The sequence below is a fragment of the Sphingomonas fuzhouensis genome (assembly GCF_034659795.1).
GTDB lineage: Bacteria > Pseudomonadota > Alphaproteobacteria > Sphingomonadales > Sphingomonadaceae > Sphingomonas > Sphingomonas fuzhouensis.
In genome coordinates this window covers 297,665-323,496 of sequence record NZ_JAXSQY010000005.1, presented here as the reverse complement: position 1 = coordinate 323,496, position 25,832 = coordinate 297,665, and the positions used below count along the sequence as shown (strand labels likewise).

The 25,832-nt window shown below is 62.3% G+C and carries 29 protein-coding genes and 2 pseudogenes; 20 read left to right on the top strand and 11 right to left on the bottom strand.

Annotation, left to right across the window (positions count from 1 at the left end; translation table 11 throughout):
• Positions 1 to 29: 29 nt before the first annotated feature.
• Positions 30 to 1,237 (bottom strand): IS3 family transposase gene (locus U1H82_RS13135; protein WP_322962882.1). Its coding sequence is split into 2 segments (ribosomal slippage): positions 30 to 913 and positions 913 to 1,237, totalling 1,209 coding nucleotides; the frame shifts between segments, so codons are not numbered across the junction.
• Positions 1,238 to 2,032: 795 nt separating this feature from the next.
• On the opposite strand from U1H82_RS13135, the gene U1H82_RS13130 reads away from it, so the two are divergent.
• Positions 2,033 to 4,627 (top strand): P-loop NTPase, encoded by a 2,595-nt coding sequence (locus U1H82_RS13130; protein WP_322965390.1) that lies wholly within the window; start codon positions 2,033 to 2,035, stop codon positions 4,625 to 4,627.
• Positions 4,628 to 4,911: 284 nt separating this feature from the next.
• Here U1H82_RS13130 and U1H82_RS13125 read toward each other — a convergent pair whose 3' ends face one another.
• The 7 genes from U1H82_RS13125 to U1H82_RS13095 form a co-directional block, all read right to left on the bottom strand.
• Positions 4,912 to 5,298: a helix-turn-helix domain-containing protein gene (locus U1H82_RS13125; protein WP_322965389.1), complete on the bottom strand. Its 387-nt coding sequence runs from the start codon at positions 5,296 to 5,298 to the stop codon at positions 4,912 to 4,914.
• A gap of 130 nt (positions 5,299 to 5,428) precedes the next feature.
• Positions 5,429 to 5,629 carry a DUF3606 domain-containing protein gene (locus U1H82_RS13120; protein ID WP_322965388.1) on the bottom strand — a complete coding sequence of 67 codons (201 nt, stop codon included), beginning with the start codon at positions 5,627 to 5,629 and terminating at the stop codon, positions 5,429 to 5,431.
• A 92-nt stretch (positions 5,630 to 5,721) separates the two neighbouring features.
• The gene (locus U1H82_RS13115) at positions 5,722 to 6,030 is read right to left on the bottom strand and encodes a hypothetical protein (RefSeq protein WP_322965387.1); all 309 of its coding nucleotides are present in this window, start codon (positions 6,028 to 6,030) and stop codon (positions 5,722 to 5,724) included.
• A gap of 6 nt (positions 6,031 to 6,036) precedes the next feature.
• Complete coding sequence (locus tag U1H82_RS13110) at positions 6,037 to 6,696, bottom strand: SDR family oxidoreductase (protein WP_322965386.1); 660 nt, start codon at positions 6,694 to 6,696, stop codon at positions 6,037 to 6,039.
• 36 nt (positions 6,697 to 6,732) lie between these two features.
• Entirely contained in the window at positions 6,733 to 7,140 is a 408-nt protein-coding gene (locus tag U1H82_RS13105) for a DUF4267 domain-containing protein (protein ID WP_322965385.1), read from the bottom strand.
• A gap of 35 nt (positions 7,141 to 7,175) precedes the next feature.
• Positions 7,176 to 8,228 carry a zinc-binding dehydrogenase gene (locus tag U1H82_RS13100; protein WP_322965384.1) on the bottom strand — a complete coding sequence of 351 codons (1,053 nt, stop codon included), beginning with the start codon at positions 8,226 to 8,228 and terminating at the stop codon, positions 7,176 to 7,178.
• Positions 8,186 to 8,383: a hypothetical protein gene (locus U1H82_RS13095; RefSeq protein WP_322965383.1), complete on the bottom strand. Its 198-nt coding sequence runs from the start codon at positions 8,381 to 8,383 to the stop codon at positions 8,186 to 8,188. Before U1H82_RS13095 ends, U1H82_RS13100 begins: the two co-directional genes overlap by 43 nt.
• A 318-nt stretch (positions 8,384 to 8,701) precedes the next feature.
• On the opposite strand from U1H82_RS13095, the gene U1H82_RS13090 reads away from it, so the two are divergent.
• From U1H82_RS13090 to U1H82_RS13060, 7 genes are read left to right on the top strand one after another with little or no spacing between them, the layout of a single operon-like run.
• Positions 8,702 to 9,169: a hypothetical protein gene (locus U1H82_RS13090; protein ID WP_322965382.1), complete on the top strand. Its 468-nt coding sequence runs from the start codon at positions 8,702 to 8,704 to the stop codon at positions 9,167 to 9,169.
• Positions 9,151 to 10,128, top strand: coding sequence for a cytochrome c oxidase subunit II (locus U1H82_RS13085; protein WP_322965381.1), 978 nt, complete (start codon positions 9,151 to 9,153; stop codon positions 10,126 to 10,128). The genes U1H82_RS13090 and U1H82_RS13085 overlap by 19 nt, the downstream gene beginning before the upstream one ends.
• Entirely contained in the window at positions 10,125 to 11,999 is a 1,875-nt protein-coding gene (locus tag U1H82_RS13080; RefSeq protein ID WP_322965380.1) for a cbb3-type cytochrome c oxidase subunit I, read from the top strand. The genes U1H82_RS13085 and U1H82_RS13080 overlap by 4 nt, the downstream gene beginning before the upstream one ends.
• Positions 11,996 to 12,619, top strand: a complete 624-nt coding sequence (locus tag U1H82_RS13075; protein ID WP_322965379.1) for a cytochrome c oxidase subunit 3 — start codon at positions 11,996 to 11,998, stop codon at positions 12,617 to 12,619. Before U1H82_RS13080 ends, U1H82_RS13075 begins: the two co-directional genes overlap by 4 nt.
• Entirely contained in the window at positions 12,616 to 12,924 is a 309-nt protein-coding gene (locus U1H82_RS13070) for a hypothetical protein (RefSeq protein ID WP_322965378.1), read from the top strand. The genes U1H82_RS13075 and U1H82_RS13070 overlap by 4 nt, the downstream gene beginning before the upstream one ends.
• Entirely contained in the window at positions 12,912 to 13,784 is an 873-nt protein-coding gene (locus U1H82_RS13065; protein WP_322965377.1) for a cytochrome c oxidase assembly protein, read from the top strand. The genes U1H82_RS13070 and U1H82_RS13065 overlap by 13 nt, the downstream gene beginning before the upstream one ends.
• Entirely contained in the window at positions 13,777 to 14,199 is a 423-nt protein-coding gene (locus U1H82_RS13060) for a c-type cytochrome (RefSeq protein ID WP_322965376.1), read from the top strand. The genes U1H82_RS13065 and U1H82_RS13060 overlap by 8 nt, the downstream gene beginning before the upstream one ends.
• A gap of 31 nt (positions 14,200 to 14,230) precedes the next feature.
• Here U1H82_RS13060 and U1H82_RS13055 read toward each other — a convergent pair whose 3' ends face one another.
• Positions 14,231 to 16,561 (bottom strand): FdhF/YdeP family oxidoreductase, encoded by a 2,331-nt coding sequence (locus U1H82_RS13055; RefSeq protein WP_322965375.1) that lies wholly within the window; start codon positions 16,559 to 16,561, stop codon positions 14,231 to 14,233.
• A gap of 128 nt (positions 16,562 to 16,689) precedes the next feature.
• Here U1H82_RS13055 and U1H82_RS13050 point away from each other — a divergent pair, with 128 nt between their 5' ends.
• From U1H82_RS13050 to U1H82_RS13000, 11 genes and pseudogenes are all read left to right on the top strand, one after another.
• Entirely contained in the window at positions 16,690 to 16,935 is a 246-nt protein-coding gene (locus U1H82_RS13050) for a hypothetical protein (protein WP_322965374.1), read from the top strand.
• A gap of 501 nt (positions 16,936 to 17,436) precedes the next feature.
• Positions 17,437 to 18,612: an alpha/beta hydrolase gene (locus tag U1H82_RS13045; RefSeq protein ID WP_322965373.1), complete on the top strand. Its 1,176-nt coding sequence runs from the start codon at positions 17,437 to 17,439 to the stop codon at positions 18,610 to 18,612.
• 211 nt (positions 18,613 to 18,823) lie between these two features.
• A complete protein-coding gene (locus tag U1H82_RS13040; protein ID WP_322965372.1) occupies positions 18,824 to 19,666 on the top strand; it encodes a hypothetical protein in 843 nt (280 codons plus the stop codon).
• 171 nt (positions 19,667 to 19,837) lie between these two features.
• Positions 19,838 to 21,163, top strand: coding sequence for a M1 family metallopeptidase (locus U1H82_RS13035; protein WP_322965371.1), 1,326 nt, complete (start codon positions 19,838 to 19,840; stop codon positions 21,161 to 21,163).
• Between the two features lie 239 nt (positions 21,164 to 21,402).
• Positions 21,403 to 21,942, top strand: a pseudogene (locus U1H82_RS13030) (NAD(P)H-dependent flavin oxidoreductase); the annotation flags it as partial.
• Positions 21,908 to 22,534, top strand: coding sequence for a conjugal transfer protein TrbF (gene trbF / locus U1H82_RS13025; protein ID WP_322965370.1), 627 nt, complete (start codon positions 21,908 to 21,910; stop codon positions 22,532 to 22,534). The pseudogene U1H82_RS13030 and the gene trbF, both read left to right, overlap by 35 nt.
• Before the next feature lie 60 nt (positions 22,535 to 22,594).
• Positions 22,595 to 22,924: a TrbG/VirB9 family P-type conjugative transfer protein gene (locus U1H82_RS13020; protein ID WP_322965404.1), complete on the top strand. Its 330-nt coding sequence runs from the start codon at positions 22,595 to 22,597 to the stop codon at positions 22,922 to 22,924.
• On the top strand, positions 22,869 to 23,042 hold the full coding sequence (locus U1H82_RS13015; protein ID WP_322965369.1) for a hypothetical protein: 174 nt from the start codon (positions 22,869 to 22,871) through the stop codon (positions 23,040 to 23,042). The genes U1H82_RS13020 and U1H82_RS13015 overlap by 56 nt, the downstream gene beginning before the upstream one ends.
• On the top strand, positions 23,039 to 23,290 hold the full coding sequence (locus tag U1H82_RS13010) for a hypothetical protein (protein WP_322965368.1): 252 nt from the start codon (positions 23,039 to 23,041) through the stop codon (positions 23,288 to 23,290). Before U1H82_RS13015 ends, U1H82_RS13010 begins: the two co-directional genes overlap by 4 nt.
• Positions 23,291 to 23,618: 328 nt before the next feature.
• The gene (locus U1H82_RS13005; RefSeq protein ID WP_322965367.1) at positions 23,619 to 24,269 is read left to right on the top strand and encodes a TraB/TrbI/VirB10 family type IV secretion system protein; all 651 of its coding nucleotides are present in this window, start codon (positions 23,619 to 23,621) and stop codon (positions 24,267 to 24,269) included.
• 1 nt (position 24,270) lies between these two features.
• On the top strand, positions 24,271 to 24,501 hold the full coding sequence (locus U1H82_RS13000; protein ID WP_322965366.1) for a DUF2274 domain-containing protein: 231 nt from the start codon (positions 24,271 to 24,273) through the stop codon (positions 24,499 to 24,501).
• A 56-nt stretch (positions 24,502 to 24,557) separates the two neighbouring features.
• Here U1H82_RS13000 and U1H82_RS12995 read toward each other — a convergent pair whose 3' ends face one another.
• On the bottom strand, positions 24,558 to 24,791 hold the full coding sequence (locus tag U1H82_RS12995) for a helix-turn-helix domain-containing protein (RefSeq protein ID WP_322965365.1): 234 nt from the start codon (positions 24,789 to 24,791) through the stop codon (positions 24,558 to 24,560).
• A 541-nt stretch (positions 24,792 to 25,332) separates the two neighbouring features.
• Here U1H82_RS12995 and U1H82_RS12990 point away from each other — a divergent pair.
• Positions 25,333 to 25,533: a helix-turn-helix transcriptional regulator gene (locus tag U1H82_RS12990; RefSeq protein WP_322965364.1), complete on the top strand. Its 201-nt coding sequence runs from the start codon at positions 25,333 to 25,335 to the stop codon at positions 25,531 to 25,533.
• A gap of 31 nt (positions 25,534 to 25,564) precedes the next feature.
• Here the strand turns inward: U1H82_RS12990 and U1H82_RS12985 are convergent.
• Positions 25,565 to 25,805 (bottom strand): annotated as a pseudogene (locus U1H82_RS12985) (integrase); the annotation flags it as partial.
• Between the last annotated feature and the right edge of the window lie 27 nt (positions 25,806 to 25,832).

Here is a 25,832-nt window from a genome sequence, read left to right as displayed (position 1 = left end):
TGATCTGGCCCCCGTTTGGCCGGACGGATTCAAGCGGTTGCAGAAACCATTGCGCGATGCTCGCGCGGGGAACGCATTTTGAGCCCTGAATGAGGGTGGTTGTCGTTGTAGTCTTCGATCCATCCGGCAAGCGATGTCAACGCGGTGAGTGCATCGGGTAGCGACGAGACGCGGACGTAATCGCGTTTGAGGGTATGCACGAAGGCTTCGGAGATGCCGTTGGATTGCGGGCTGCGGACAGGGGTGAAGCAGGGTTTGAGCCCGAGTTGCCGGGCAAAGGTCCGCGTTTCGCGGGCGGTATAGGCCGAGCCGTTATCGGACAGCATCTCAACCGGCGCGACCGTGCGCATACCGCCGAAGCGGGCCTCCACGGCTTCCAGCATGATGTCGCGCACGTCCGAACCGCTGATGCCGGCATTGGTGACGGCGTGCCAGGCGATGATCTCGCGGTCGTGGGCGTCGATGATAAAGGCGCCGCGCACGACCTCGCCGTTCCAGCAGGTGAACTCGAACCCGTCCGAGCACCAGCGCAGGTTCGAGCGGATCGCCACCACGACGCCGTCATGACCGTAATCGGTTCGCTCGGTATAGCGCCGCGCCAGCAGCAGGCGGTTGGCTGCCATGATGCGGTAGACGCGTTTGTGGTTGACCGGCACCAGTCCTTCGGCGCGCTGCTGTCGATTGAGGACCGCCGCGATGCGGCGGTAGCCGTATGTTGGCCGCTGCGCGGCGATCTGGCGAATGCGGGGCAACAGGTCCGCGTCGTCGGCCTTCGTGTATGGCCCGCGCGTCTTGGTGCTGCCGGTCAGGCGGTCGTACACCGTCGAGCGTCCGACGCCGAGCGTGCTGGCGACCAGGCTCACCGGATAGTCTCCGGCAGCGGCGAGTGCATGAGCAAGCTCGCTTTTTTTGGGCGCGAGCGCTCCAGCGCCTCCTTCAGTATCTCGACCTCCAGCGTCTTGCGGCCGAGCTGGCGCTCCAGTTCGCGGATGCGGGCTTCCATCTCACGGACCTGACGGTTGCTGGTTACGTCATCGTCGCCGACGATCGCGACGCTTCCGCCTTCCAGCATCAGCCGCCGCCAGCGGTACAGCAGGTTCGGGGCCACGCCATTGCGGCGCGCCACCACCGATATGCTCTCGCGACCATCGAGCGTTTCCTCAACGATCCTCAGCTTCTCGGTGGAACCCCAGTGACGACGCCGACCGCCGTCGGTGATGATCTCGGACACGGACATAAGCCTATGCTCAGGGGATAGCCCCAAGCCTCCTTCTTAGGCTTGAATCCGTCCGGTCAAAACGGGGGCCAGCTCAACAGCGAACCCGAAACTCGAGCCGACGAAAAAGACGGATGCCTATCTGCCTAAGGCGAAGCCCCGATCCACAAAGCCAAAGCCTCGCCCGTCTCGGTCAAAATTCGATCAGGCGGTACAATTAATCGAGGAAGCCGAGCAACGATACGATACGATGCGGCGTGATCTGGTCGCCCGCGAGGCAGCGCTCCGAAAGGAACGCCAAGCCTTGGAAGACGATCATGATCGAGAGCGTCAACGGCTTGAGAAGGCGCGCGCGGACCAAGAGAGAAGGTACCGCGATGCTATGGAGGCTTGGCGCGGTGGTTGGGCTGAATGAGGTGGGTAGGTTCGAAGACAGCAAATGCCTTGATTAGGCGGATGGTCGGTGAACGTTCTACCGAAACAAGCCGTGCTTCGGTCTTGTTCAATATCCAGGCATGATCCGCGGCCACAATCGCTGCAAGCCGACCCACAGCAGATCGTCACGGCGACCACGCCTGCCGCCAGCTTTGGACACCCATCCATTGGTGTTGTAATCGCTTCTGAGAGCAAATGGCTGACCTCGGGGATCAGAAATATGTTGATTTTTCGTGACGTGCCCCCCCCGTTTCTTCATCCAGTTGGAACTAGAAACCGGCCCCTCGAAGGGACGGACGGAATGAAGCGGGAGCGTCTTGCGCTGACCGTAATCTCAGGCAAGATAAGGCATTGGGGGGAAGGTAGATGCCTAGCACAAGCATGACTGATCACGATGAGGCCTACCTGCTCACGTCGATGCGGGAGGGGCGTGCCGTCATCGTGCTCGGGGCAGGCGCTTCCATGTCCAGTCGTAGCGGGAAAGGGCCAGTTCCTAACGGCGGCCAGCTTGCCGCCATATTGGCCGCGAAAGCGGCCTTACCGTATGATGGTGAGCCGCTGACGGAAGTACTCGCTGCTGTTCAGCCACTCTTGGGTGATCTTGGTATCAGAGCCGTTCTAGAGGCGGAGTACAAGGGGGTAGAGCCATCCCAAGAACTCACGCAACTTTTCAGGTACAGCTGGAAGCGCCTTTATACCTGGAACATCGACGACGCCCTCGATAACCTAGGAGGATATCGAGTACAAACAACCTCGACATTCAATGGATTGGCGGACAGGGCGGCAGAACCTTCCGGCCCTCAACGTTTGCAAATAGTCTATCTTCATGGCCAGATATCCCGGCCTGAACACGGCCTAATTATGACAGAGGTCGACTATGCCAGGCAGATTAAAAGCGACCGCCACTTCTGGTATCAAGAAGCAGCTAAGGATTACCTGACGTATACGCCGGTATTTATCGGATCATCGATGAATGAGCCGATCCTTACCGCGGAGCTTGAGCGTGCGAAACGTGAGGGTGAGCTAGCGTCTGGTCGCGCGTACTTGGTGACACCGGACGACCTCAGTCCTATTCGTCAGGCCGGATTGAAGGCTCGCGGGATTGTTCACATCAAGGGAACACTTGAAACATTTACAAGCTGGCTTTACCGCCATTTTCCACGGGGGCTTCTTCCCAGAGATATTGTTGCATCCTCGAACCACTACTCGCCAGATGCGCTTGCAAGTCTTACTCCAATGGACTTGGAGGCGGCGCAGTCACTCAAGCCAATTTACCCCTCTGAGCAACTAAACCTCGCTAGACAGCTTGGTGAGGCTCAGAAGGTCCAACTCGCAAGGCAGTTCCTACAGGGGTTTCCCCCGTCTTGGACCATCGCCGCCTCCGACATTCCGGTTGATCTCGATGGGATTAGCGGCCTTAGGCGCACAATCGAGTCAGCACTGGAAAATAGTGCGGAGCTAGTGGTGGCCTTAGGTCAAGCAGGCAGTGGTAAATCTACGGCGACGATGATGTCTCTGCTGCGAATCGCCGCAGAGAATGAAGAAGTGGCTCTCTACGATCTCAGTCATGAGACGAAGTCTGTCCGAAACGCATTTTCCGTTCTTAGGCGAGTCGAGTCGCGGAAGGCAATAGTTCACGTAGGCGATCTTTTCATATTTGGCGGGTCCTTGCGGACCGATCTCGAGTCTCTGTTTGGGCAAGATGTTCTAGTGGTAGGTACAGCCCGAAGTGGCGAGTGGAACGAGCACCTATCACGTTATCTTGAGGATGTCGCAATTGTTCATGAGTTCCAGAGGTTTGTCAAAGCGGACTTTGATCCTCTGATAAGGCGTCTCGTCGAGTACGTACCGGCTCCCAACTTTAGACGGATGACCGACGCACAGCGTAAAGCGAAGTTCGCTAGCTCAAAAAGTCAGCTTTTGATTGCCCTACGCGAGGCGACCGACTCGACGAACTTTACTGACACAATATCCAGTGAGTTTGATAATCTTCCTGACGGCGAAACAAAGCGATTGCTCGTGATGGTCGGTATAGCCACAATCGCGCGCGTCGGAATGAGTGAGGCAATGGCTCGGGAGGCCTACGAGCAGGGTGCCTCGCAGCGGTCCTTCGATCAAGCCCTCGCAGCGCTGAGTGGCATCGTCGCGGATGCTGGCGGTGGAAGGCTATTTGCTCGCCATGAACTCTATGTGCGTCACATTCTGGAGGTGCTTACACCAGGCAATGAGTTTTTTGGATGTCTTTCGCGGATATTAAAGACCTACGTAAAGTACGAAACGCCAATCATTAAATATGTTAATCGGCAGGACGCGGCGTTGTTTAGGTTCCTTTTGAATCATGATTATGTTTTTGAAAATGCAAAGAGGTTTCAATCGGAGTCTCTTGGAATTGGTCATTACAGTGAGCACGAGATCGCGTTCCAATTGGATGGTCACTTCTGGCTTCAGTATGGGCTGTTTATGGGCCGTCTTGGAAAAGATGAGGAGGCAGTAGACCTTCTAACGAAATCAATTCGCGCCTATCCGGATAATCTATTCGCGTCTCATGCCCTCGCTGATATGCAGCTGAAGATGGCGAGGGGCCGTCGTATTTACGACGCAAAGACTAAGGCTCTCATTGGCAATGCGGTTGCAACTTTACTTTCTCAGGATGCAAGGCATGAAACGAGGACAGATCAGTACCCCATCGTAACTCTTTGCAATGGCCACATTGGTGCGCTTCTTGCACACGGACAGGTCGATGAAGCTAAGGAGCTTGCGCCGGGTTATTACGACAAGCTGTCTCAGCTGGAGAAGACAGTGTCGGCTCCAATGGTAGCGGCAGCTAGAGAGCGCATGCTCTTGTTTGCTTCTACAGGAGAGTGGAACCTTCCGCTTCGTGAGCAGCGCGGGTATAAAGGTGGTCGTTTGAAATCGGAGCAACGTAGCAAAGTAAGAGGAGCGCGCAGCGCGCGGAAGCATGATCGAAGGAACTGATCCAGGGGATCGCTCGATCAACTTGCTATCGTTCGGTGGGTGTCGCTTGTGATTTGAGGAGGTTGCCTAAGCGCTCAGCTAGTTGCAGAACGTGACTATCGTCCAAGTGCGCATATCGAGCCGTGGACGCGATCTTCGAATTACCGAGCCTTCATTGGTCGGCAAACATGCAGTACGGTGGCTCAAACGCTTTGCGGGACCACTTGGTAGCTCCCTTAGCCAAGCTGAACGAGCGACTGATATCGGGACTGTCAAATTTTTCTTTAAATGGCTAATTGTGGGTCTCATTGACTTACGCCGCTCGCGTGCCTTGGCTCGTGATACTCGGCGTCCGTTCCTTCACGTCGTGTGAGGGCGGCAGGCCGAATAGCCAGGGTATATTCACGGCTGAATTGCGATGCGCTTTCATAGCCAACTGCATAGCCGGCAGCTACGACGTCTCGACCCGCGATGATCAGCCTGCGGGCTTCCTGAAGTCGCAGGCTTTTCTGATACTGCAGTGGACTCATCGCAGTGACTGTACGGAAATGACGATGAAACGAGGCAGGGCTCATTCCTTCCTCCTCTACCAACGACTCGCTACGGATCGGCTGATCGAAACGATCGCGGATCATCGCAATCGCGCGGCGCACCTGCGAGAGGCGAATGTCTGCGCGTGCGATCTGACGCACGATCGATCCTTGAGGGCGGCGGGTCCAAGGTGGCGAGCAACGCGTGGGGGCCGGATGTCATGGCGATCAGGAGATACGCGTCCAAAAATGGCTGCGGCCGCTAGGAATATCCAAGCGACCGGCCAAGTCCTCATCCAGCGCCGCGTCGACCCGTCAGTTTTTCGGCCGCAGCGTCCAACTCAGCACGATCATCCCCGATACGGTCGATCAATTCGCGCGCCTGCCCCTGAGACATGCCGTGCTTTGAGGCGAAATACGCGACTTCATAGGGGTCTTTGCCAGCGACCCTGCTACGGCCTTGCTGGCCCTGCTTGTTTTTGTCGTCGGCCATCAGTTCCTCCTGGTTTCGGATAGGTGATGTCCCCCGCGTTCGATCATCCCATGCGCCGATCGCGTTGGGCATCGATATGGCGGGTGGCGAGGCTATTTGTTTCGCATCGCAAATACGCCGATCACGGCGAGGCCGCCGAGCACGGCGCCCACCCCCATGATACCGACTTTCCGTCGCCGTGCGGGGGGCCGCCGCCCGCCATCGATACCGCTGGCGCTCGTGGGTGGCTCGAACAGCGCGCCGTTACTGTCCTCACCAGAATCGGCTTTGCGGCCCCAATTGTCCATGAAGCCGTTCATGAGCCCAGCCGCCAGATTGGGAATGAGCAACTGATTTAGCTTGAGGGCGATCGCGGGGGCACCGATCGCGGTCGTATTGCGGGGGTGATCGGCAAGCCGCACGACCGCCTATGCCACGGTTTCCGGCGCCAGCGAACCGGGGGGTAGTGACAGCTTCGCACCCGTGTAGTTTCCGGCGTGATCGATGCCGGGTGTGTCGACAAAGGTCGGGTAGACGTCGCAGACGTGGATGCGCGGGTGCTTTGACAGTTCGGCGCGCAACGCCTGGCTGAACCCTCGCAGCCCGAACTTGCTGGCCGAATAGGCGGCCGCATAGGGTGTTGCAACGAAGCCCCCGACCGAAATCATGTTGATGAAGATGCCATAATTCTGTGCCAGGAAGATTGGCAGCACCGCGTGCGCGTCGTTCATATGGCCGACCAGGTTGGAAGCGACGACCTGCATATGGTCCGTGATCGGCACGTCCTCATACCGCCCGACGACCCCGACGCCGACATTGCTGAACCAGACGTCAATCCCTCGAAGCGTCTCGGCTGCCTCGGCCGCGAATTCGGCCACGGCCGGGGCGTCGGTTACGTCGAGGGCCCGGATATCGGCCTGCCCGCCCGCGGCACGGCATTTCGCGGCGATATCATCAAGCCCCGCTTGGCCTCGCGCGGCCAGCATCAGCCGCGCGCCGCCCTTGGCGAATGCAATGGCCGTGGCCGCGCCGATGCCGCTGGAAGCACCGGTTATGACAACACGTTTTCCCGTTCGATCCCTTGCCATGCCGACCTCATTTGAAATTAGAAAAATACGAAGATTTCAAGTGGTTGTCGTTCCGGTTGAGGCTGTTCTCATGAGGTCGCGTCCCAAAATTGCCATCGCCGCGAGGCACAGCGCACTGCTCGCATGCAGTACATAGTGAAGCCCAGGGCTGCACGGTGAGAGGATCAGCAACGCCGTATCGCTTATCGGAATGACGACCGTCGCGGCGCCAAGGATCGTCAACCCCCGCACCGAACCCGCATAAGCCAACCCGATCAGATAGGCTGACAAGGCCAGATCACGAAAGCCTACGGCACGGACGTAGAGCAGCATGCCCGGACCATCACCCGCTACGCCATGGATCGCAGCACCCGCCTTCGGCGTGAGGATAAAGACCAGACCAAGCAGCAGAAAGAATCCGCCCAGGACACCCGAAAACCATATGAACAACCATTTCCGGGTCACGAGCAGACGGATCTCAACTCAGGTCCCGCGATGGCTCAGTCAGCTGGTTCGAGTGCGACCTTCAGCCAGCCGGGCTGGCGTGCGTCGAAGGTCTCATAGGCGGTGATTGCGTCGCTCAACCCCTGTTCCTGCGTCAACAGCGCGACCGCATCGATCACTCCCGCGCGAACTAGGTCGATCAGATGTGGCACATATTTGCGGTGGTTGCAGTTGCCCATGCGGATCGTCAGGTTCTTGTTCATCGCCTGACCGATCGGGAAGGCCTCGACCGTCGGGGGATAGACGCCAATGATCGACAGCGTGCCCGCCTTGGCGAGCGCCTCCACGGCCCAACGCAGCGCTTGGGTAGGCGCGTCGCCGGGGGCGAAGGGCGGCGTATCCCGATGGTCAGGGACGATCTTTTCAACCTGTTCGGCGTCATTCCCGGTTTCGGTCTCCTGTGCGGCGGGGCCGTAATGGGCATGTTCGGCCTCGACGCCAACCGCATCGATCGCCCGGTCGACGCCGATGCCGCCGGTCAAGGCCAGGATCGTCTCGATCGGGTCTTCTTCCTCGAAATTGATCGTCTCCGCGCCCTGTCGCCGGGCGATGGCCAAGCGTTCTGGCTTGGAGTCCACCGCAATGATCCGCCCTGCTCCCATCAGCTTCGCGCTGGCGATCGCAAACTGTCCCACGGGACCGGAGCCGAAGACGACGACGCTATGGCCTTCCTCGATCTCCGCGATGTCGGCGCCGAACCAGCCGGTCGGAAAGATATCGGAGATCATGATCGCCTGCTCGTCGGCGACCTCGTCGGGCAGCTTGACCATGGTCATCGCGGCAAAGGGGATACGTGCTTTCTCCGCCTGTAGTCCGTCAATGCCGCCCGCCGCCTCTGGCCCGCCGAAAAAGGCAGTGCCTGCCCGCTTGCCGCCGGGATTGGCCGTGTCGCATTGAGCATAATATCCAGCGCGGCAATAGGAACAATGGCCACAGGACATGGTCGAGCAGATCACGACACGGTCGCCGACCTCGAACCCGCGCACCAGATCGCCCAATGCCTCGATCACGCCGACGCCTTCATGGCCAAGGATCGTGCCAGCCCGCATCCCTGCAAATGTGCCACGAACGAAATGCAGATCGGTGCCACAATCGCCGATGTGGTCAGGCGAACGACGGCGTCGGTTGGTTCCTGAATACGGGGTTCGGACACCGCATCAATCCGGATATCGCCGATCCCGTGCCAGACGACTGCTTTCATCATGCGCTCCTCGCTTCGGCAGAGGAATAACGGAAACGAGAGAACGGCGTTCCGATGTCAAATATACCAACAGATTATCACGCATCACTGATCTGGATTTCGAATTGCTGGATGGGGTAAAATACAAGGGCTAGCCATGGAAGATATATCGCGACATAAAGTGATCACTTATGCTTGCGATTGGTGATGCAGCATATTGACATGTATCATCGAATAATTTCCATTTCTGTCTAAAGATATCCAGCGTTTTGTTGGAGTGCGGTGTGGCGGAAAGGCGAAATCAGGGGAGCGATGCCAGCCTGATCCAGTGCGCATCCAGCCATGTCCGCTACTGATATGCGACGGGCACCGTCCGCCATCCTCGCTATGCTGCTTTGCGGGTGCAGCAACGAGGCGCGGGAGATCGGTCCGACCGTGCCGCAAACCGCACCCATCGGTGAGCGGGACCCGCGCATCGCTTATTATCAGGATAATTTTGGGCAGGTTGCGCAGGGCGGCCGGTATTTCCTCTATTATGGTTGCGCCGGATGCCATGGCGACGACGCGCCGGGTGCGCGCGACCTGACCGATGGGCGATGGAGGCGGGGCGGGGGCTTTGCCGCAGTCTTCACATCGATCGCTCATGGTCATGGCGACCGAGCCTATGCGACGCGCATTCCCGTGGAGCCGCTCTGGCAGTTGACCGCCTATGTCCGCGATCTGGAGCGCCACACGCCTGAGAAGCGACGGCGGCAGGCGCTCGACCAGCAGGCGGAGCCCCAGGGGGCGGCATGGTCGGGGCCGCAATGATGCGGATCATCGTGACGGGCGCGCTGCTGTCACTTGCCGGGTGTCAGGGCATTCAGTCGCCGCTGGCGCCGGGCGGCGACCAGGCGGCGGCGTTGCACAGCCTGTTCCTCCTGATGATGGGGGTGTGCGGCGTCATCTATATGCTGGTTCTCGGCGGATTGAGCTGGAGCCTGTGGCGCGCCCGTTCCACGAGTGAGGCGGCGGTGGTGCCCGAGCGGGGCCTGTGGGTGGCGGCCATCGTGATCGTTGTCGGTCTCACCGTCCTCATCATCGGCAGCTTCGTCGCGGACCGCGCGGTGTTCTCCTCACGGCGACACGGTGCGATGATCGTGCGCGTGACCGGACACCAATGGTGGTGGCGAATCGAATATCGCGACCCCGCCACCGGCCGATGGATCGAGACCGCCAACGAGCTTCACCTGCCACGCGGTCGGACGACGCGGCTCGCGCTGGGCTCGGCGGATGTGATCCACAGCTTCTGGGTGCCCAATGTCGCGGGCAAGCTCGACATGATTCCCGGGCGCCGCAACATCCTGGACCTGACGCCGCGCCGGATCGGCTGGTTTCGCGGCCAGTGCGCCGAATTCTGCGGGACCCAGCACGCACATATGGCGCTCGACGTGAAGGTGGAGAGCGCAGCCGCGTTCGACGCCTGGCTGGCGACGCAGGCGCGACCGGCCGCCGCCATCGCGTCGCGCGGGGCGGCGGTCTTCGCGGGGCCGTGTGCCGCCTGTCATACCATACGCGGAACAGGCGCGTCGGGGCGGGCGGGGCCGGACCTGACCCATGTCGCGGCGCGCCGCTCGATCGCGGCGGGCACGCTGACCATGACGCGGGGTAATCTTCAGGGTTGGATCGCCCAGCCCCAGGCCTTGAAGCCCGGCACCGCGATGCCGAGCGTGCCATTGTCGGGGCCCGATGCCGATGCGCTCGCCACCTATCTGGAGCGCTTGCGATGAGGCCGGACCAGACGCGGCTGGACCGGCTGTCGCTGACCTGGCGCGACCCGCCGGGGCTGTGGGGCTTTCTGGTGACGGTCGATCACAAGCGGATCGCGGCGCGCTATATCGTCACCGCGCTGCTCCTGATGTTCCTGGCGGGCATGTTGGCGCTCGACATGCGGTGGCAGCTGTCGACGCCCGAAAATGTCCGCATGGGGCCGCAGCTCTATAATGAGAGCTTCTCGCTGCACGGGTCGACGATGCTGTTCCTCGTCTCGGTGCCGGTCATGGAAGCCATGGCCTTCTGGCTGGTCCCGTTGATGCTGGGGCAGCGGAACATGGCGTTTCCGCGTCTGGGGGCGTTCAGCTATTGGCTGTATCTGGGCGGAGTGCTGACGCTGTGGATCAGCCATGCATTGGACATCACCCCCGATCTGGGCTGGTTCGAATATCCCCCGCTCAGCGGCCCTGCCTATGCCCCCGGCCACCGCGCCGATATCTGGGCCCAGATGATCACCTTCACCGAGGTCGCGGCGCTCGCCGCCTCGGTCAACGTTGCGGCGACGATCCTGAAGATGCGACCGCCCGGCATGACACTGGCGCGGATGCCGGTCTTTCTGTGGGCGATGCTCGTCGCGTCGATCATGACGATCCTGTCGATGCCCGCGATCATGCTGGTGACGTCGATGCTGATCGCCGACCGGCTGGTCTCGACCCATTTCTTCTCACCCGCCGGGGGCGGAGACGTGCTGCTGTTCCAGCACCTCTTCTGGTTCTTCGGCCATCCGGAGGTGTACATCATCTTCGTGCCCGCAACCGGCTTCGTCTCTGCGATCGTCGAAACGTTTTCGCGCCGCCCGCTCTTTGGTCATTCGGTGATCGTGCTGGCGATCCTGTCGATCGGCGCGCTCGCTTTCGGTCTGTGGGTGCACCACATGTTTGCGGTCGGGCTCCCGCGTCTCGGCAACAATTTCTACACTGCCGCCAGCATGGCGATCGCGTTGCCCGCCGGGCTGCAGATTTTTTGCTGGATCGCCACGATGTGGAGCGGACGGCCCTGGCTGGCGACGCCGATGCTGTGGGTGATCGGCTTCGTCACGACCTTCGTCATTGGCGGGCTGTCGGGAGTGATGACCGCGTCGGCGGCGCTCGACCTGCAACTGACCGACAGCTACTTCATCGTCGCGCATTTCCATTATGTGCTGGTCGGCGGCGCGATGTTCCCGCTCTTCGGGGCGTTCTGCTACTGGTATCCCAAGGCGACGGGCCGGATGATGTCGGAGCGCTGGGGGCGGATCGCCTTTGCGCTGATCGTCGGCGGGTTCAATCTGGGCTTCTTCCCGATGCATCTGCTCGGCCTGCTGGGAATGCCGCGCCGGGTCTATACCTATCCGGCGGGCATGGGGTGGGAAGGGCTGAACCAGGTCGCCACCCTGGGCAGCGTGATTGCGGTGGCGGGCGGTCTGGTGTTCGTCGCCAATGCGATGGTCTGCTACTGGCGGGGTGCGCCGTCCGGGCCGGACCCATGGGGCGGCTCGACGCTGGAATGGGCGGGCGAGGCGCCCGCGCCGTCGTGGAATCTCGCCTATACGCCGATGGTCGACAGCCTGACGCCGATGTGGAACGGCGGCGCTCCGTTGCGCGTCGCGGACGGCGTCGCGATCGAGCGGCGCGAGGTGCTGATCACCTCCGTCACCGATGCCGATCCGCTCTATCGCCAGAAAAGCGCGTCGCCCTCGATCTGGCCGCTTCTGTCCGCGCTGGCGGTCAGCGTGATGTTCATCGCCAGCATCTTCACCCCTTGGGCGATCGTGGTCGGTGCGGTGCCGATCGGCGCGGCCCTGACCGGCTGGTTCTGGCCCGAGCGCCCGCGAAGGACTCGTCGATGACCGCCTCGCCCCCACACCCGTTCGAGGTCGTCGCTGACCTGTCGAGCCTGCCGTCGGGTGCCATCGGCGCGCGGCACCTCGTCTGGTGGGGCAATATCGGTTTCATGGTCATCGAAGGGACGGGCTTCGCGCTGGCGGCGGCGGCCTATCTCTATCTGATGACGCAAAGCCCCGTCTGGCCACCAGCCGGTGATGCGCTGCCCGGCCTGTTGTGGAGCGGGGTCTTCACAGCCGCGCTGGCGCTCAGCACGGTGCCGAACCTCTGGGTGCTGCGTTGCGCCCGCGCCAAAAAGGCGGCGGCGGTGCGCTGGGGCATGGCAGGGCTGGTCCTGATCGGCCTGATCCTGATGGCGCTGCGCGGGGCGGAGTTCGCCCATCTGGGGGTGCGGTGGGACCGGGACGGCTATGGCTCGGTCCTGTGGCTGCTGCTGGTGCTGCATACGACGCATATCGTGACCGAATGGGCCGAATGCGCGGTCCAGGCGGTCTGGCTGTTCACCCATGAGATCGGCGACGACCAATTCTCCGACGTGGAGGACAGCGCCAATTACTGGACCTTCGTTGTCCTGACCTGGCTACCGCTTTATGCGCTGATCTATTGGGCGCCGAGGGCGCTATGAGAATCCGCGCCCGCGCCTGGGCCGCGCTCGTCCTGCCGCCGATCATCTGGTTCGCGTTCGAACAGGGGCTGTCGGCGGTGCTGCACGGCGATTGCACGCGCTCGGGCCTGGGGATCGGCTGGGGTGTCATCAGCCTTGCCCTGTGCCTTGGCGCCCTGTGGTTCGGTTGGCCGTATCGGACGCGGCGGAGCCCGCTTTCGGACGTCTGGCTGGCACGGTCCGCCATGCTGGTGGCTGGCTTCTTCGCGCTCGCAATCCTGTTCCAGACGCTCGCCCTTCTCTGGATTCCGCCATGCGTCGCGTGAAAGCCATGGCCGCGCTGGCGTTCCTGGCCGCCCCGGCCTGGGCGCATGACATCGGGCAGCCCCATGACGAGCCGCCCGGCTGGACCCTCGATCCCTGGATCGTCGTGCCACTGCTGTTCGCGCTGCTGCTGTTCGCGATCGGGTGGCGGCGGCTGGCGCGGCGTTCAGGCCGGGGCAGGGCGCCATGGAGGCGGCGGGCACGGCTCTTTGCAACGGGGTGGTTGATCCTCGGCATCGCGCTCGTCTCACCGCTCCATGAAGCGGGGGAGCGATCCTTCGCGGCACATATGTTCGAGCATGAACTGATCATGCTGGTCGCCGCGCCGTTGCTGGTACTGGCCGAGCCTTTGCCCGTGATGCTCTGGGCTTTCCCGGCGGCCGGGCGGCGCGCCATCGGTTCGCTGGTCATGGCGCCCGTCATCGCGGTGCCGTGGCGCATGGTTTCGGCACCCGTGACGGCGACGCTGGTTCAGGCGACGGCTTTGTGGTTGTGGCATGCGCCCGTCCTGTTCGACCTGGCGCTCGCCCATGAAGGCTGGCACGCGGCGCAGCACCTGTCGTTTCTGGTCAGCGCGCTGTTCTTCTGGAACGCGATGCTGAGCCGCCACGTCGCTGCCGGAACCGCCGCCCTGTGCTTGGTCGCGACCTCGATCGTCTCGGGCGCGCTGGGGGCGTTGATGGCCTTTGCGACGAGCCCCTGGTATGTCGGTTATGCACGGCTGGGCCTTGCGCCGTTCGACCTGACACCCGCCGAGGACCAGCAACTGGCAGGCCTGCTGATGTGGGTGCCCGGCGGTGTCGTCCATGCGGTGGCGGCGTTGTTCGTCATGCGACGTCTGCTGAGGACCGCCCATGCCTAGACGCCCGGTGCCCGCGACACTGATGTGGCTCGCCGCGTTGTTCGGGCTCGCGATGCTCGTGGCGGTCATCGCAGGGATCACTCTCTATGCCGAGACCCGCGCAAAGACGCGGACCTATGCCGAGGCGATCACGGGCGGTCGGGTCGATCGGGGGCGTGCCGCCATCGTGCGGCGCGGTTGCGGCGGCTGTCATGATATTGCCGGGATCACAGGCGCGTCGGGCAGGGTAGGGCCATCCTTGTCCCGGATCGCCACCCGCGCGCATATCGCGGGCGCCTGGCCCAACGATCCCGGCACGATGACGCGCTGGCTGATGCACCCCCAGAAGATGCGCCCCGGCACGGGTATGCCGGAACAGGGGCTGAGCGAAACGGAAGCGCGTGCGATCGCGGCCTATCTCTATACCCTGGATTGACAACCGATCGTCGAAAGCCTGCTCGCGCCCGTCATGCGGTCGAATGATCCTCCATCCCTGGCTCCAGGATCACGTCGCCGTCGCTCGTCACCGTCACAGGGATGGACTTGGCAGCGGGCGTCTTGCTGCCCACCGCATAATGCCAGACCGGCATCAGGACGTTGCACTCGGGGTAATAGCCGCCGATGCATCCGACCGGAATGTCATAGGCGACGACGATCATTCCCGACAGATGCCGGTCGACCCCGTCATCGGAGACGGTGCGCAACGTCACCGCCTGCCCGACCTTCAGACCCCGGCGCTCGATGTCGGAGCGGTTCATCAGCACGACGTTGCGGATGCCGTCGATTCCCCGGAAGCGATCGTTATAGCCATAGACCGTAGTGTTGAACTGGTCGTTGCTGCGCAGGGTCATCAGCCGCAGCACGTCATGCCCGACGTCCGGCATGTCGAGATCCTCGTCCAGCGCCAGCGGCGTCACGAAATTGGCGCGGCCGGTATCAGTTTGCCATTCGCGCCTTTTGGCGGGCAGATCGCGCTGGAAGCCGCCGGGTTCCCACATGCGCGTCTCATAGTCGTGGAAATTGTCGGGCAGGGTGTGGGCGATCTCCTGCCGGATTGCGGCATAGTCGGTCATATAATCGTCCCACCGCACCTTGGGATTGGGCTCGAACACCTGTTTGGCGAGTTCGCACAGCAGCCGTATCTCGCTGATGAGATGCGGCGAAGCGGGCGTGCGAAGTCCGCGATTGCCATGGACGCAGCCGGAGGTGTCCTCCATCGACAAGGCCTGCTGCCCGGCCGCCGTCTCATCGATCTCCAGCCGCCCGATGACCGGCAGGATATAACTGATCTCGCCGGGGAGCAGCGCGGTGCGGTTGAGCTTGGTCAGGACGTTGACGGTCAGCCGCATCCGGCGCCAGGCGGGCTCCATCTGCCCTTGGTCGGGGATAGCGCGGGCGAAATTGCCGCCCAGCATGAAGAACGCCTTCACCTGGCCTTCGAGGATCGCCTCGCAGGCCTCGACCGTATTGTACCCCGCCTCGCGCGGCGGCTCGAAGCCGAATTGCTCACCCAGCTGGTCGAGCGGAAAAAGCTCGGGCTTTTCCGTGATCCCGACCGTCCGTTGGCCCTGGACGTTGCTGTGGCCGCGCACGGGACAGATGCCCGCGCCGGGTCGCCCGATATTGCCGCGCATCAGGAGCAGGTTGACCAGCATCTGCACCGTCTCGACCCCCGCACGGTGCTGCGTCAGGCCCATGCCGTAAATGCCGATGGTCGAAGCTGCACGCGCATAAATCTGTGCCGTCGCTTCGAGGTCGGCACGGTGCAGCCCCGAACGCCGCTCCAACTCGTCCCAATCCTGTGCTCGCAGCCAGTCGGCGAAACGCTCGAACCCATGCGTATGCGCGTCGATAAAGGGGAGGTCGAGGATCGGCGGCTCGCCCGCCGCCAAGGCGTCGTCGTGCAGCGTCAGCACCGCCTTGCAGATACCCGCGATCGCAGCCAGATCGCCGCCATTCTTGACCTGATGATAGTCCGAACTGATCCGCGTATCGTTGCCGGTCAGCATCTCGGTCGGCGACTGGGGGTTCAGGAACCGCTCCAATCCGCGTTCGCGCAGCGGATTGAAGGTGATGATCGGCACCCCGCGCTGGCTGGCCTCCTGAAGCGGGTGCAGCATGCGCGGCGAATTGCTGCCCGGATTCTGACCGAAGAACATTAGGCAGTCGGTGTTCGCAAAGTCCCCCAGATCGACCGTGCCGACGCCCTGGCCGATGCTGGCGGGCAGGGCGACCGAGGTCGTCTCGTGGCACATGTTCGAACTGTCGGGCAGGTTGTTGTTGCCGTAGAGCCGGGCGAACAGCTGATAGAGGTAGCTGCCTTCATTCGACAACCGGCCGGAGCTGTAGAAGACGGTGCCGTGCTGCTTGTCGTCCACGGCGCGCAGTTCGCGGGCGATCTCCGCGATGGCATGGCCCCAGGATACCGGCACATATTTGTCGATCGCGGCGTCGTAGCGCAGCGGATGGGTCAGGCGGCCTGGCTGTTCCAGATGATAGTCGTCCCACGCCAGCAACTCGTTGACCGTGTGTTCGGCGAAAAAGGCGGGTGTGCAGCGATGCGCGGTCAGTTCCCACGCCACCGCCTTCACCCCGTTCTCGCAGAACTCAAAGGGGAGCGGCGTGGCGGGTTTTACCCAGGCGCAGCTGTTGCATTGATAGCCATCGACCTTGTTGTGCCGCGAGAGCGCGATGCTGGCGCTGCCAAGCACGCCCTCCCGGCGCAGGATATTGCCGACCGATCGCGCCGATCCCCATCCGCCGGAGGGGAGGCGATACGGCTTGTAAGTGGCTTTCATCGGGCATCTCCGGCCGGGGCGGCGGGCGTTTCCGTACGAAACATTCGCCGGGTCCTGTCGTTAACCCTGTGGCGGCGGCGGTTATCCCAAATCTGATCTAAGATACGGATTTAAAAAGGAGAAATGCCATGACGGTCGGTCGCGACTATATGCTGAAAAAGACGACGGGCCCTTCGACCCCCAAATTCTTCATCGACACGCAGCTTGTGCCGCGAGTGGTCAACGCCATCGGTCGAGGAGAAGTGATGCTCGACCGTTCGGCGGTCCGTCTTGGCGTTCGCCCCTCGGTCCTTGCCGCCGGGGCAGCGTGTGTCATGGCTGTGCTGCTTTTGGGCATCCCGCGGGGACAGCGAGGGGCGCTGGATCACACGTAACCCATTGAATCAATTTGCCGATCCATATTGAAACCGGGAGCCCCGGTTGCCCCCTGATATTGAAGGAGAATTTAAGCTCGGCTGTTTCTGGGGTTGGCAACCGTCTGTCAGCGTCGATCCGCTCGCATGAACGACCGGGTATGGGGCATCGCGGCGATTGATCGACGGATCGCGCCATGGGCGATCATAGCCGCTCACCGCGTCGATCGCGTTCCCGAAACAAACCCTTTGGGAGGGTCGCGGCTTTCCCGTTACTCCGTCTTGACCCAGTAGTTTCGGGAAAATGCATTCGGGAACAGATTTCGGGAAAGCGGGTCCCGCAAGCCGCCGCCAGCCCGATCGGCGCGGCGGGATACCCGTCACAGGTTCCTTATCGGGAAAATGAAGCCTATCGCCCTATGCGGCGCGGGCCGGGAGTCGTTTTGGCATTCTCAATGCTGACTGCACGTCACAATGCTATGGTCACGCGGAAATACTGCAGGTCCATAGCGGAAACGGCCTTTGAGAACGGAACAAGACCCATCCTGCGCAGCTCGGCGCCATCCCGCAGGCGTTCAACGGCGGGATCATGACCGACGATGTCCAAAAGATCGGCCCCGCGGTGCTGCGCCGCTGGCCGCGATAGTCGGTGGCACCGCTCAACACGTCATCGAAAACAGGTGGAAGAACCGCGATATGAGGATTCCGAAGCAGTTTGCTGCGTTGCTCGCCCTGACCCTGCTCAATTCGGCCTGCGATGCCTCGCAAGCGGTCGATGCCAAGAAATCTGTCGTTGCGACAAACGGAAAGTCGGAGGACTATGCAGGGGTGTGGCAGCAGCCGACCGGATCGGTCCAGATGAACATCTGGCCCGGCCCGGCCCCCGACGGCACCTTCCGGCCCCAACCGCCCGAAAGCGTCGATGTCTATGACGATGCCGGTTCTGCGGGCGGCAAGTCGGAAGTGGTCCTCGACATTTCCGTCCCGACGATGACGGTCATGCCCGCGAAGGGGGCGAATACCGGGACCGCCATTATCGTCTTCCCCGGCGGTGGCTTCCGAAAAGTGTTCGTCGGACTGGAGGGGACGGAAGTTTGCGACTGGCTGGTCGCAAAAGGGATCACCTGCATCGTCTCCAAATACCGCGCGCCGGGCGGCAACGATTTCTGGGATCCGGATCTCGAACGCCAGGTGACGCCAAAAATCCCTCGCGCATTGCAGGATGCGCAGCGGACGATCAGGCTGGTTCGATCGAAAGCAACGGAACTGGGTATCAATCCCAGTCGCATCGGCGTGCTGGGAATGTCCGCAGGCGGTTATCTTGTCGCGCAGACCAGCAACATCCTCAAGCCGACCTATCGTCCGGTCGACGCGATCGACAAGATCAGCAGCCGGCCGGATTTCGCGATCGCCCTCTACCCGGGGCATATCTGTCGCGACGACGGGTCGTTCGATCCCACCCTGCCCGTCACCAAGGTCGCACCGCCGACCTTCATCGTTCAGGCTTGGAACGACGAAACCGATGCGATCTGCAACAGCCTGATGTACGCAACCGCCCTGAACAAGGCGGGCGTCTCGACCGAGGTCCACCTGTTCGCCGAGGGCGGCCATGCCTTCGCGATGCGTCATCCGCAGGAGCCGGTCGGCAAGTGGCCGGAACTCGTCGAGCTTTGGCTGAAGCAGATCAAGATGTTGTAATTTGGCGCACGCGCCGAAATCAAAGTGATCGGGGGCACAGGCGGTGTTCGACAGTATCGGCAGCTCATTGGCATCCGCTCTTCGTGGAGCGAGGTCGGGTAGTTTCCGGGGTCGACGCCGTTTAGCCTTGGCCGTGGGTGTCATGGGCGCGTCGATCGTGGGACTTTCAAGTCCCGTGCGGGCCGATGTAACGAACGATAGGCGCTGCAATATGCCTTTGGGATGGTCCGAGGTCGCAAAAAGGCACCCGCGCTTCGTGATCTTCGGCGAGATGCATGGAACGCGAGAATCGCCGGCCTTTGTCGGGGACGTCACCTGCGCTTTGGCGAGGCGGGGTGAACGCATCCTGGTCGCGATCGAGCACGGCGCGGTGAACGACAAGACGTTTCAGGCAGCGTGGCACCTTCCCCATTCGGCGTTCCGTGCGGCCATCATCAAGGTTGGTTGGGCGGGGCGGCGGGATGGTGTGGCCAGCAGGGCCATGCTCGAGCTGCTCCTGCGCCTGCATCGCCTGAAAACCATGGGCCAGCCGATCGCCATCGTCGCCTTCAACGGCATGCGCGATGACGATCAGCGTCGACGGTTTGCCAACCTCCCCGCGCAAGGCCCGCACGAGGCCGCGCAAGCCGAGAACATCCGCGATGCCGCGAATGCCGGGCATTACGACCGGGTGCTGGTACTCGTCGGCAATCTGCACGCTCGCAAGAATACGGTCGGTGACGGCACGGATGCGTTTCGGCCGATGGCGATGCAACTGGCGCCTGCCGAGCAGATCGTGTCACTGAACATGGTCACGGCAGGCGGCACGATGTGGAATTGCATTATGCGGCCCGGTGTTAATATCGATCCCGGTAAGCCTATCCCGGACAACGCGATCGAGTGCGCCAGTCGCCCAACGCGCGGCGAGGCAAAGCTGGGAAGCCGTTCCTTCATGAGGATCGGGACACCCGATGGATTGGCCAACGAGGGAGGCTATGACGGCATCTTCTGGCTGGGCCCCGTCAACGGGTCTGAGCCTGCGCTACATGACCACTTTCTCTCTTCACCATCCTAACGGGAATGCCCCGGTCGCTTCCCCGGCCGTTCCCAATCGGGAGGTTGAGATTGCCGCGCCGCCCTCAATCTGGGATCGAGCGTTGCGGTCAACTAACCGTCGTTAGTCTCGACCATCATCGCTACGCCTCAAAACCGGCTCGTAGCTGGATTATGCTTAAGGGTGCCAATGATGCGCGGGATGTTTATGGCAACATTGTTGGTCGGGGCATCGCCGGGCATCCCGGTGACCACCGCCACGCCGGGCGATGGCTTCGAGGTAACGAGCTACAGCCTAGCGCTTACTCCGAACATCTTGGCCAAGACGATAGCTGGTCGAGAGACGATCACGTTGCGCGCGACCATCGACGGCGTCCAGCGGCTGAGCTTCTCCGCAAATGCCCTTACCATCGACAGTGCCAGCCTCGATGGCGTGTCGCTCGTCCATAACGTGCAGGGCAATGTGCTTGGCTTCGATCTGCCCCGACCACTCCGCCGCGGACGCAGCGTGTCGCTCCAGGTATCGTATCACGGCCGCCCCGCACGCGGCTTCGCCGGCTCGGCGACTACTCTCTACACCAGTTACTTTGCGTGCGACTGGATGGTCTGTTCGCAGAACAAGTTCGGCGAGAAGGCGGCCTTCTCGCTCGATCTGACCGTTCCGGCCGGGATGACCAGCCTCTCGGTCGGCAACATGATCGCGAAGCGGCGGGGACCGGGCGGCAGCGAAATACATCGCTGGCGGGCGCCCCGACCCTATTCCGCATACCTGTACGGGTTTGCTGTGGGACCATTCACGCGGGTCAGCGAAGCGTCGGGGCCGCGCAGACTCGTCTATCTGAGCGACCTTGCGACCGCGGACGAACTAAGGCGACGCTTTGCAGGGACGAGGGACATGGTCGCCTTTCTCTCTAGCAAGGCCGGCGTGCCGCTTCCCGTCGCCGAATACAGCCAGCTTCTGGTCGAGGGCAACGAGGCGCAGGAAGCGGCGACCTACTCGGTCCTGGGCGCGGCTGCCTTACCGACGAAGCCGGATGACCCCTCGCAGGACTGGGCGATCGTGCATGAGCTTGCCCATCAATGGTGGGGCAATCTCATCACCTGCGAGATGCTCAAGGACTTCTGGCTGAACGAGGGTATCACAACCTTCATGACGGCCGCGTGGAAGGAGCATCGTTACGGTCGTGCCGCCTACGAAGCCGAACTCGACTTAGCGAGACGCCGGGTTGAAAGGGTACAGGCGGCGGGCTTCGACAAGCCGCTGGCTTGGGATGGCGCCTACCCGACCTTAAGCGTCCGGCGGGCGATCCATTACAGCAAGGGCGCGCTGTTCATGGCGCACTTGCGGTCTTCTCTCGGAGAAGACGCTTTCTGGAAAGGTTTACGTCGCTACACCCGTGACCACGTGGGCGGCACGGTTATCAGCGTCGATCTGGAACGGGCGATGGAAGCGTCGAGCGGACGAGACTTGCGCCCGCTGTTCGCCGAATGGGTGTTCGGAGACGGCCTGTCCAGCTGATCGCAGCGATAGCCTAGCGGGCACTTCTTTCCCGTAGAGCAACGCCAACCATCTCTCGGTTGACTATAGGACCTGAGTTTTGGGAAGGGGTTTTCTTTCCCATTTCACGATCCCAATGGGAGTGCTCCCACGTCTAGACGGCCGTTATTGAAAGGAAAGCCCGCGCCGTCCCGACCGCTGTTTCCCGATTTTGGAAGTGATCGCTAGAAGCCGTGCCATCGGTAAAGTGAGGAACGGCCATGTCCACGATAGATCGGTTGCATCTCGCGCTGCCCCTGATCCAGGCGCCGATGGCGGGCGTGTCGACGCCGCAGTTCGCGGGCGCAGTTTCCGAGGCCGGAGGATTGGGCTCGATCGGGGTGGGTGCGACCACTGCCGCCGGGGCGCGCGCGATGATCGATGAAGTGCGTCGGCACACGGATCGCGCTTTCAACGTCAATCTGTTTGTCCATGCGCCGCCAACGTTGAACCCCTCTCGCGAGGCCGCGTGGCTTGGCCGTCTCGCGCCCATTTTCGAGGAGTTCGACGCGACACCGCCAGCGACGCTGCGGACTATCTACCGGAGCTTCGCAGACGATCCCGACATGCTGGCGATGCTGCTCGACGCCGCGCCTTCTGTCGTCAGCTTCCACTTCGGGCTTCCGCCCGCTGGAATGATTGCAGCATTACGAAGCAGGGGCATCATGTTGATGGCGACTGCTACGAGCCTCGCGGAAGCGCGACGCATCGAAGCGGCAGGCCTTGATGCTGTCGTTGCACAAGGGATTGAAGCAGGCGGCCAAGCTCGGCGAGGCACGCGCAGTACAGCCGGCCGACGGCGCATACCGGCCGACCGATCCGCAAGTGGCGTGGCACCTCTCGCGGTTCATCACCAACATTCGTTCGGTGTCGCTCGACCCGGTGCTGATGCGCCGCGACTGGCTCGAGGCCTATGACTTCGCGACCCAGCGCGGTGCCCAGTTCCTGGGGGAATATGCCCGGTCGGCAGCGCCCTTTGCCCAGGTCGGCGACCGGACGGTGTCGGTGCAGGTCACCAGCGTCGTGCGCGCGTCCGACACGTCGTTCCAGGTCAAATGGACCGAGACCATGTTCGAGCGCGGCAGCCAGGCCGGCGTCCAGCGCTGGACGGCAATCCTCACCATCGTCACGCGCGCGCCGACATCGGCCGAGGTGCTGCGCAAGAACCCGCTCGGCATCTATGTCGACGCAATCTACTGGAGCCGCGAACTGGACACCGCGCCATCTTCGCCACCCACACGCCCCGCCGCCCAGTCATCCGCGACCGTACCGCTCGGATCGCCGCTCGACCCTCTCCTCGGCACCCGATCCGGCGCGGCGGGCCTGTCCAACTCACAGGAGAAGAACCCATGAAGTCCGTCATCTTGCCGGCCATCGCCACTATGGTCCTGGCCAGCCCCGCGTGGGCGCAGGATCGCGCCGCGGCACCGCTCAAGGCTGTGCGGTCCGCCACGCGGAACGCCACGATCGAGCCGGCAGCGACCGGGTTCGTCAGCGGCGCAGGTCTATCCGTTCAACGACGGCACAATATATCAAGTCTATACAGCGCCGGGACTGGTGACCGACATCAGGCTCCAGCCAGGCGAAACGCTCGTCGCGGTTGCGAGCGGCGATACCGCCCGTTGGGTAATCGGTGACACCACTTCCGGAGGTAGTGGCAGCGGCTCGGGCGACGGCAAGCAGACGCATGTGCTGGTCAAGCCAGTCTCGGCAGGCGGAGCTGGTCAATTACCGGCTGCGTGATCGCTTCTACGTCGTCGACCGCATCTTCGATGCTGCCGAACTCCCGCTTGGCTTGAAGAAGCAGCAGGTCGTCCGCATCGACAGGATCGCGCCATCCGTAACGCGGAGGGGCGCATGACCGAGGTTAACGAGCCTTCGTCAACCGCACCTTCGCCCGCCGAACCCCCGCTTGACGTGCCCGCACCCGAGGCGCCCGCCCAGCCGTCGAAGGTCGACCCGGAGACATTGGACATCCGTTCCCGTCCGGTACGCGCGATCCGTTTCCGCAAGGGTGCGATCATCGGCATCGCCGCATTCGGCTCGGCAAGTCTCATGGGTATCGCTTGGATGGCGTTGAAGCCGCAGGTCTTCCGACACGTCGCCTAGGAGAGTGATTGTCGCAGCCGATGGCGAAGCCCGGATTTGACGTGCTCTCGGGATTGCCGGCAAGTTACGGCGATGCGCCCAAACTTGGTCCGCCGTTTCCCGGGGATCTAGGCCGTCCAATTCTTCGAGCCCAGCAACGCGCCGAAGTAACTGCTGCACGGCCGCCAGTCGATGCCGAGACAGCGGCAAGACAACACCGGGTCGCCGACCTCAAGGCTGCACGGGAATCGGGCCTGATGGCGCAGACCACGACCGGGCGCGGGGCGGTCGCCTCCGCTTCGCCGGTGGACACCGATGGCACCGACGCGCAATCGGCCCCTCAAGGGCGATGGCGACGCGCAAGGAACAGTTCGCCGCGGCCCGAGATGCGGGTAGCGATCTTAATGCGAGCGGGCTGGCTGCGCCTTTGTCGCCCAATAGCCTCCTTGCCGGCAGCGTGATCCCGGCGAGCCTGATCACCGGGCTCAATTCCGACCTGCCCGGCATGGTGACGGCACAGGTGACCCGGAATGTGTTCGGCAGCGTGACGGGGAACATCCTCCTCGTGCCACAGCGATCCCGGCTGATCGGCAAGTACGATAGCGTCGTGGCGTTCGGACAGCGGCGCGCCCTCGTCGTATGGCAGCGCCTTGTGCTGCCCGACGGTAGCTCCATCCGCCTCGACAACATGCCGGCGACCGACGCGAGTGGCTATGCCGGGCTCGTCGACAAGGTCGACTTCCACACTTGGACGCTGCTCAAGGGCGTGACGATCGCCACCTTGCTCGGGGTGGGGTCCGAGCTGTCGATCGGCGGCGACGGCGACCTCGTACAAGCGATCCGCCAGTCTGCCCAGACGAATGCCGCGCGGGCCGGCGACCAGATCACCCAACGCAACCTCGATATCCAGCCCACGATCACGATCCGACCCGGTGCCCCCGTTCGCGTGCTGGTGACCCGTGATCTCATTCTCGCGCCATGGCGCGGCAGGGAGAACTGACATGGCCGATCTCAAGCTCGGCAAGCTGCCCGACCGGACGCCAGTCAAGCTGACGATCACGATCACGCCGGACCTGCAGGCCGCGCTGCAGGCCTATGCGGCGATCTATACCGCCACCTATGGCGTCGAGGAGCCGGTCGCCGACCTGGTGCCTGCCATGCTTGCCGCCTTTCTTGACAGCGACCGGGCCTTCATGCGCGAGCGCGACGCGCGGGCGCGGAGTTCACGATGATCGAATGGGCAGGCGTATTGTAGATCTTGCGGCGTGCCATCATCAGAAGATTTCGCTCAGGTCGGCTCCGCCCTTGCTGCACGGCGCGATCTGCAGTCGAGGTCAGGCGCCGCCATGACACGAAACAGGGTGTCCAGCTTCGTACCGGTCTGCTCGCCTTCGATGCGGGAGATGGTCTTCTGCCCTGTGCCGACCAAGGCGGCCAATGCTTGCTGGGTGAAGTTGAGCTGGATCTGCGGGTTATGGATGAGCGCACCAAGCTGTTTGGGAGAGCGTGCAATGTGCGCCATCCAAACGCCTTTCAACGACGGCATACCATTCAGGGATAAGGCCGCCATATACCATGCAAGGCATATTTCGGATTTATACCCTGTAGGGAATATTACGGATTCATACGTTGTGAGGCATGATCGGAGCTGCAAACCTTGGGCTATGCCGGGGAGTCGGCAATGCTGCCACCCAAAGCGGGTAGTAGCCGTTCTTATCGGCACCGCTAGATGAGCGCATGTCATCTTCTCCGCTAACGCGTGCGTTTTCGACGTATGCCCGCCCGGCCTGCCCCCTCGCGTAGCTTGGTGGCAACTACCGATGCGTCGCCGGATGGTGTGACACTCGCGCATTCTTCGCCTGTGCGGCTCAAAACAGTACGGGTCCAGGCAGAGCGTCTTGGCATTACACCAGCGGCGTAGATGCCGTTCCTGCAGCATCGCGAGAGACGGTTGCGAATGTCCCTTCAGAGCACCGCCGGGACCTCAGGGAGGCTCTATTCCCCATCAAGCGAAAGCAGGACCTTATCGGCTTCCCAACCGCAACAACCGAAAGGTGACGTCCATGTCCGCTAACCCTGACCGCTTCCTCCGTCTGAAGGCCGTCCTCGCTCAGACGGGACTTCGCCATTCCACCCTCTATCGCAAGATGGCGAACGGCACCTTTCCGACGAACGTTCAGCTCAGTACCCGCTGCGTAGGCTGGCGTGCGTCGGCCGTGGATGAGTGGATGCGCAATCCCACTTCCGACCATCTTGCCGAATAACAGCACCATCATCTGGCAGGCGTCGAAAGTCCTACATGCGCTTGCGAAGCGTGCCCTTGATGACGGCACCGCCGATCCGGCGTAGGGCGATATAATCCGACCACCACTGCGCCATGCGCACCCGTTCCGCCCAGTGCGCGCCGCGATGATAGGCGGCGCGCACCTTGTCCTTCTCGCCTTCGGCCACCACGCTCGATGGCATCGGGATGCCACAGCCCTGACTTGTTGAGGAGCGTGCTGGCCATGGCGCGGATGCCGTCGCTGGTCATCTCGTACGGATTGTTCAAATTTGCATATCG

Excerpts from the sequence above, each read along its gene's own strand:
- U1H82_RS13055 (WP_322965375.1), bottom strand. The coding sequence starts at position 16,561 with ATGAAAGCCACTTACAAGCCGTATCGCCTCCCCTCCGGCGGATGGGGA.
- U1H82_RS13075 (WP_322965379.1), top strand. The coding sequence starts at position 11,996 with ATGACCGCCTCGCCCCCACACCCGTTCGAGGTCGTCGCTGACCTGTCG.
- U1H82_RS13080 (WP_322965380.1), top strand. The coding sequence starts at position 10,125 with ATGAGGCCGGACCAGACGCGGCTGGACCGGCTGTCGCTGACCTGGCGC.
- U1H82_RS12995 (WP_322965365.1), bottom strand. The coding sequence starts at position 24,791 with ATGGCGCACATTGCACGCTCTCCCAAACAGCTTGGTGCGCTCATCCAT.
- U1H82_RS13035 (WP_322965371.1), top strand. The coding sequence starts at position 19,838 with ATGCGCGGGATGTTTATGGCAACATTGTTGGTCGGGGCATCGCCGGGC.
- U1H82_RS13015 (WP_322965369.1), top strand. The coding sequence starts at position 22,869 with ATGTGCTGGTCAAGCCAGTCTCGGCAGGCGGAGCTGGTCAATTACCGG.
- U1H82_RS13005 (WP_322965367.1), top strand. The coding sequence starts at position 23,619 with ATGGCGACGCGCAAGGAACAGTTCGCCGCGGCCCGAGATGCGGGTAGC.
- U1H82_RS13100 (WP_322965384.1), bottom strand. The coding sequence starts at position 8,228 with ATGCGGGCTGGCACGATCCTTGGCCATGAAGGCGTCGGCGTGATCGAG.
- U1H82_RS13095 (WP_322965383.1), bottom strand. The coding sequence starts at position 8,383 with ATGATGAAAGCAGTCGTCTGGCACGGGATCGGCGATATCCGGATTGAT.
- U1H82_RS13050 (WP_322965374.1), top strand. The coding sequence starts at position 16,690 with ATGACGGTCGGTCGCGACTATATGCTGAAAAAGACGACGGGCCCTTCG.
- U1H82_RS13040 (WP_322965372.1), top strand. The coding sequence starts at position 18,824 with ATGCCTTTGGGATGGTCCGAGGTCGCAAAAAGGCACCCGCGCTTCGTG.
- U1H82_RS13085 (WP_322965381.1), top strand. The coding sequence starts at position 9,151 with ATGGTCGGGGCCGCAATGATGCGGATCATCGTGACGGGCGCGCTGCTG.
- U1H82_RS13060 (WP_322965376.1), top strand. The coding sequence starts at position 13,777 with ATGCCTAGACGCCCGGTGCCCGCGACACTGATGTGGCTCGCCGCGTTG.
- U1H82_RS13110 (WP_322965386.1), bottom strand. The coding sequence starts at position 6,696 with ATGGCAAGGGATCGAACGGGAAAACGTGTTGTCATAACCGGTGCTTCC.
- U1H82_RS13010 (WP_322965368.1), top strand. The coding sequence starts at position 23,039 with ATGACCGAGGTTAACGAGCCTTCGTCAACCGCACCTTCGCCCGCCGAA.
- U1H82_RS13090 (WP_322965382.1), top strand. The coding sequence starts at position 8,702 with ATGTCCGCTACTGATATGCGACGGGCACCGTCCGCCATCCTCGCTATG.
- U1H82_RS13120 (WP_322965388.1), bottom strand. The coding sequence starts at position 5,629 with ATGGCCGACGACAAAAACAAGCAGGGCCAGCAAGGCCGTAGCAGGGTC.
- U1H82_RS12990 (WP_322965364.1), top strand. The coding sequence starts at position 25,333 with ATGTCCGCTAACCCTGACCGCTTCCTCCGTCTGAAGGCCGTCCTCGCT.
- U1H82_RS13065 (WP_322965377.1), top strand. The coding sequence starts at position 12,912 with ATGCGTCGCGTGAAAGCCATGGCCGCGCTGGCGTTCCTGGCCGCCCCG.
- U1H82_RS13070 (WP_322965378.1), top strand. The coding sequence starts at position 12,616 with ATGAGAATCCGCGCCCGCGCCTGGGCCGCGCTCGTCCTGCCGCCGATC.
- U1H82_RS13000 (WP_322965366.1), top strand. The coding sequence starts at position 24,271 with ATGGCCGATCTCAAGCTCGGCAAGCTGCCCGACCGGACGCCAGTCAAG.
- trbF (WP_322965370.1), top strand. The coding sequence starts at position 21,908 with ATGCTGTCGTTGCACAAGGGATTGAAGCAGGCGGCCAAGCTCGGCGAG.
- U1H82_RS13130 (WP_322965390.1), top strand. The coding sequence starts at position 2,033 with ATGACTGATCACGATGAGGCCTACCTGCTCACGTCGATGCGGGAGGGG.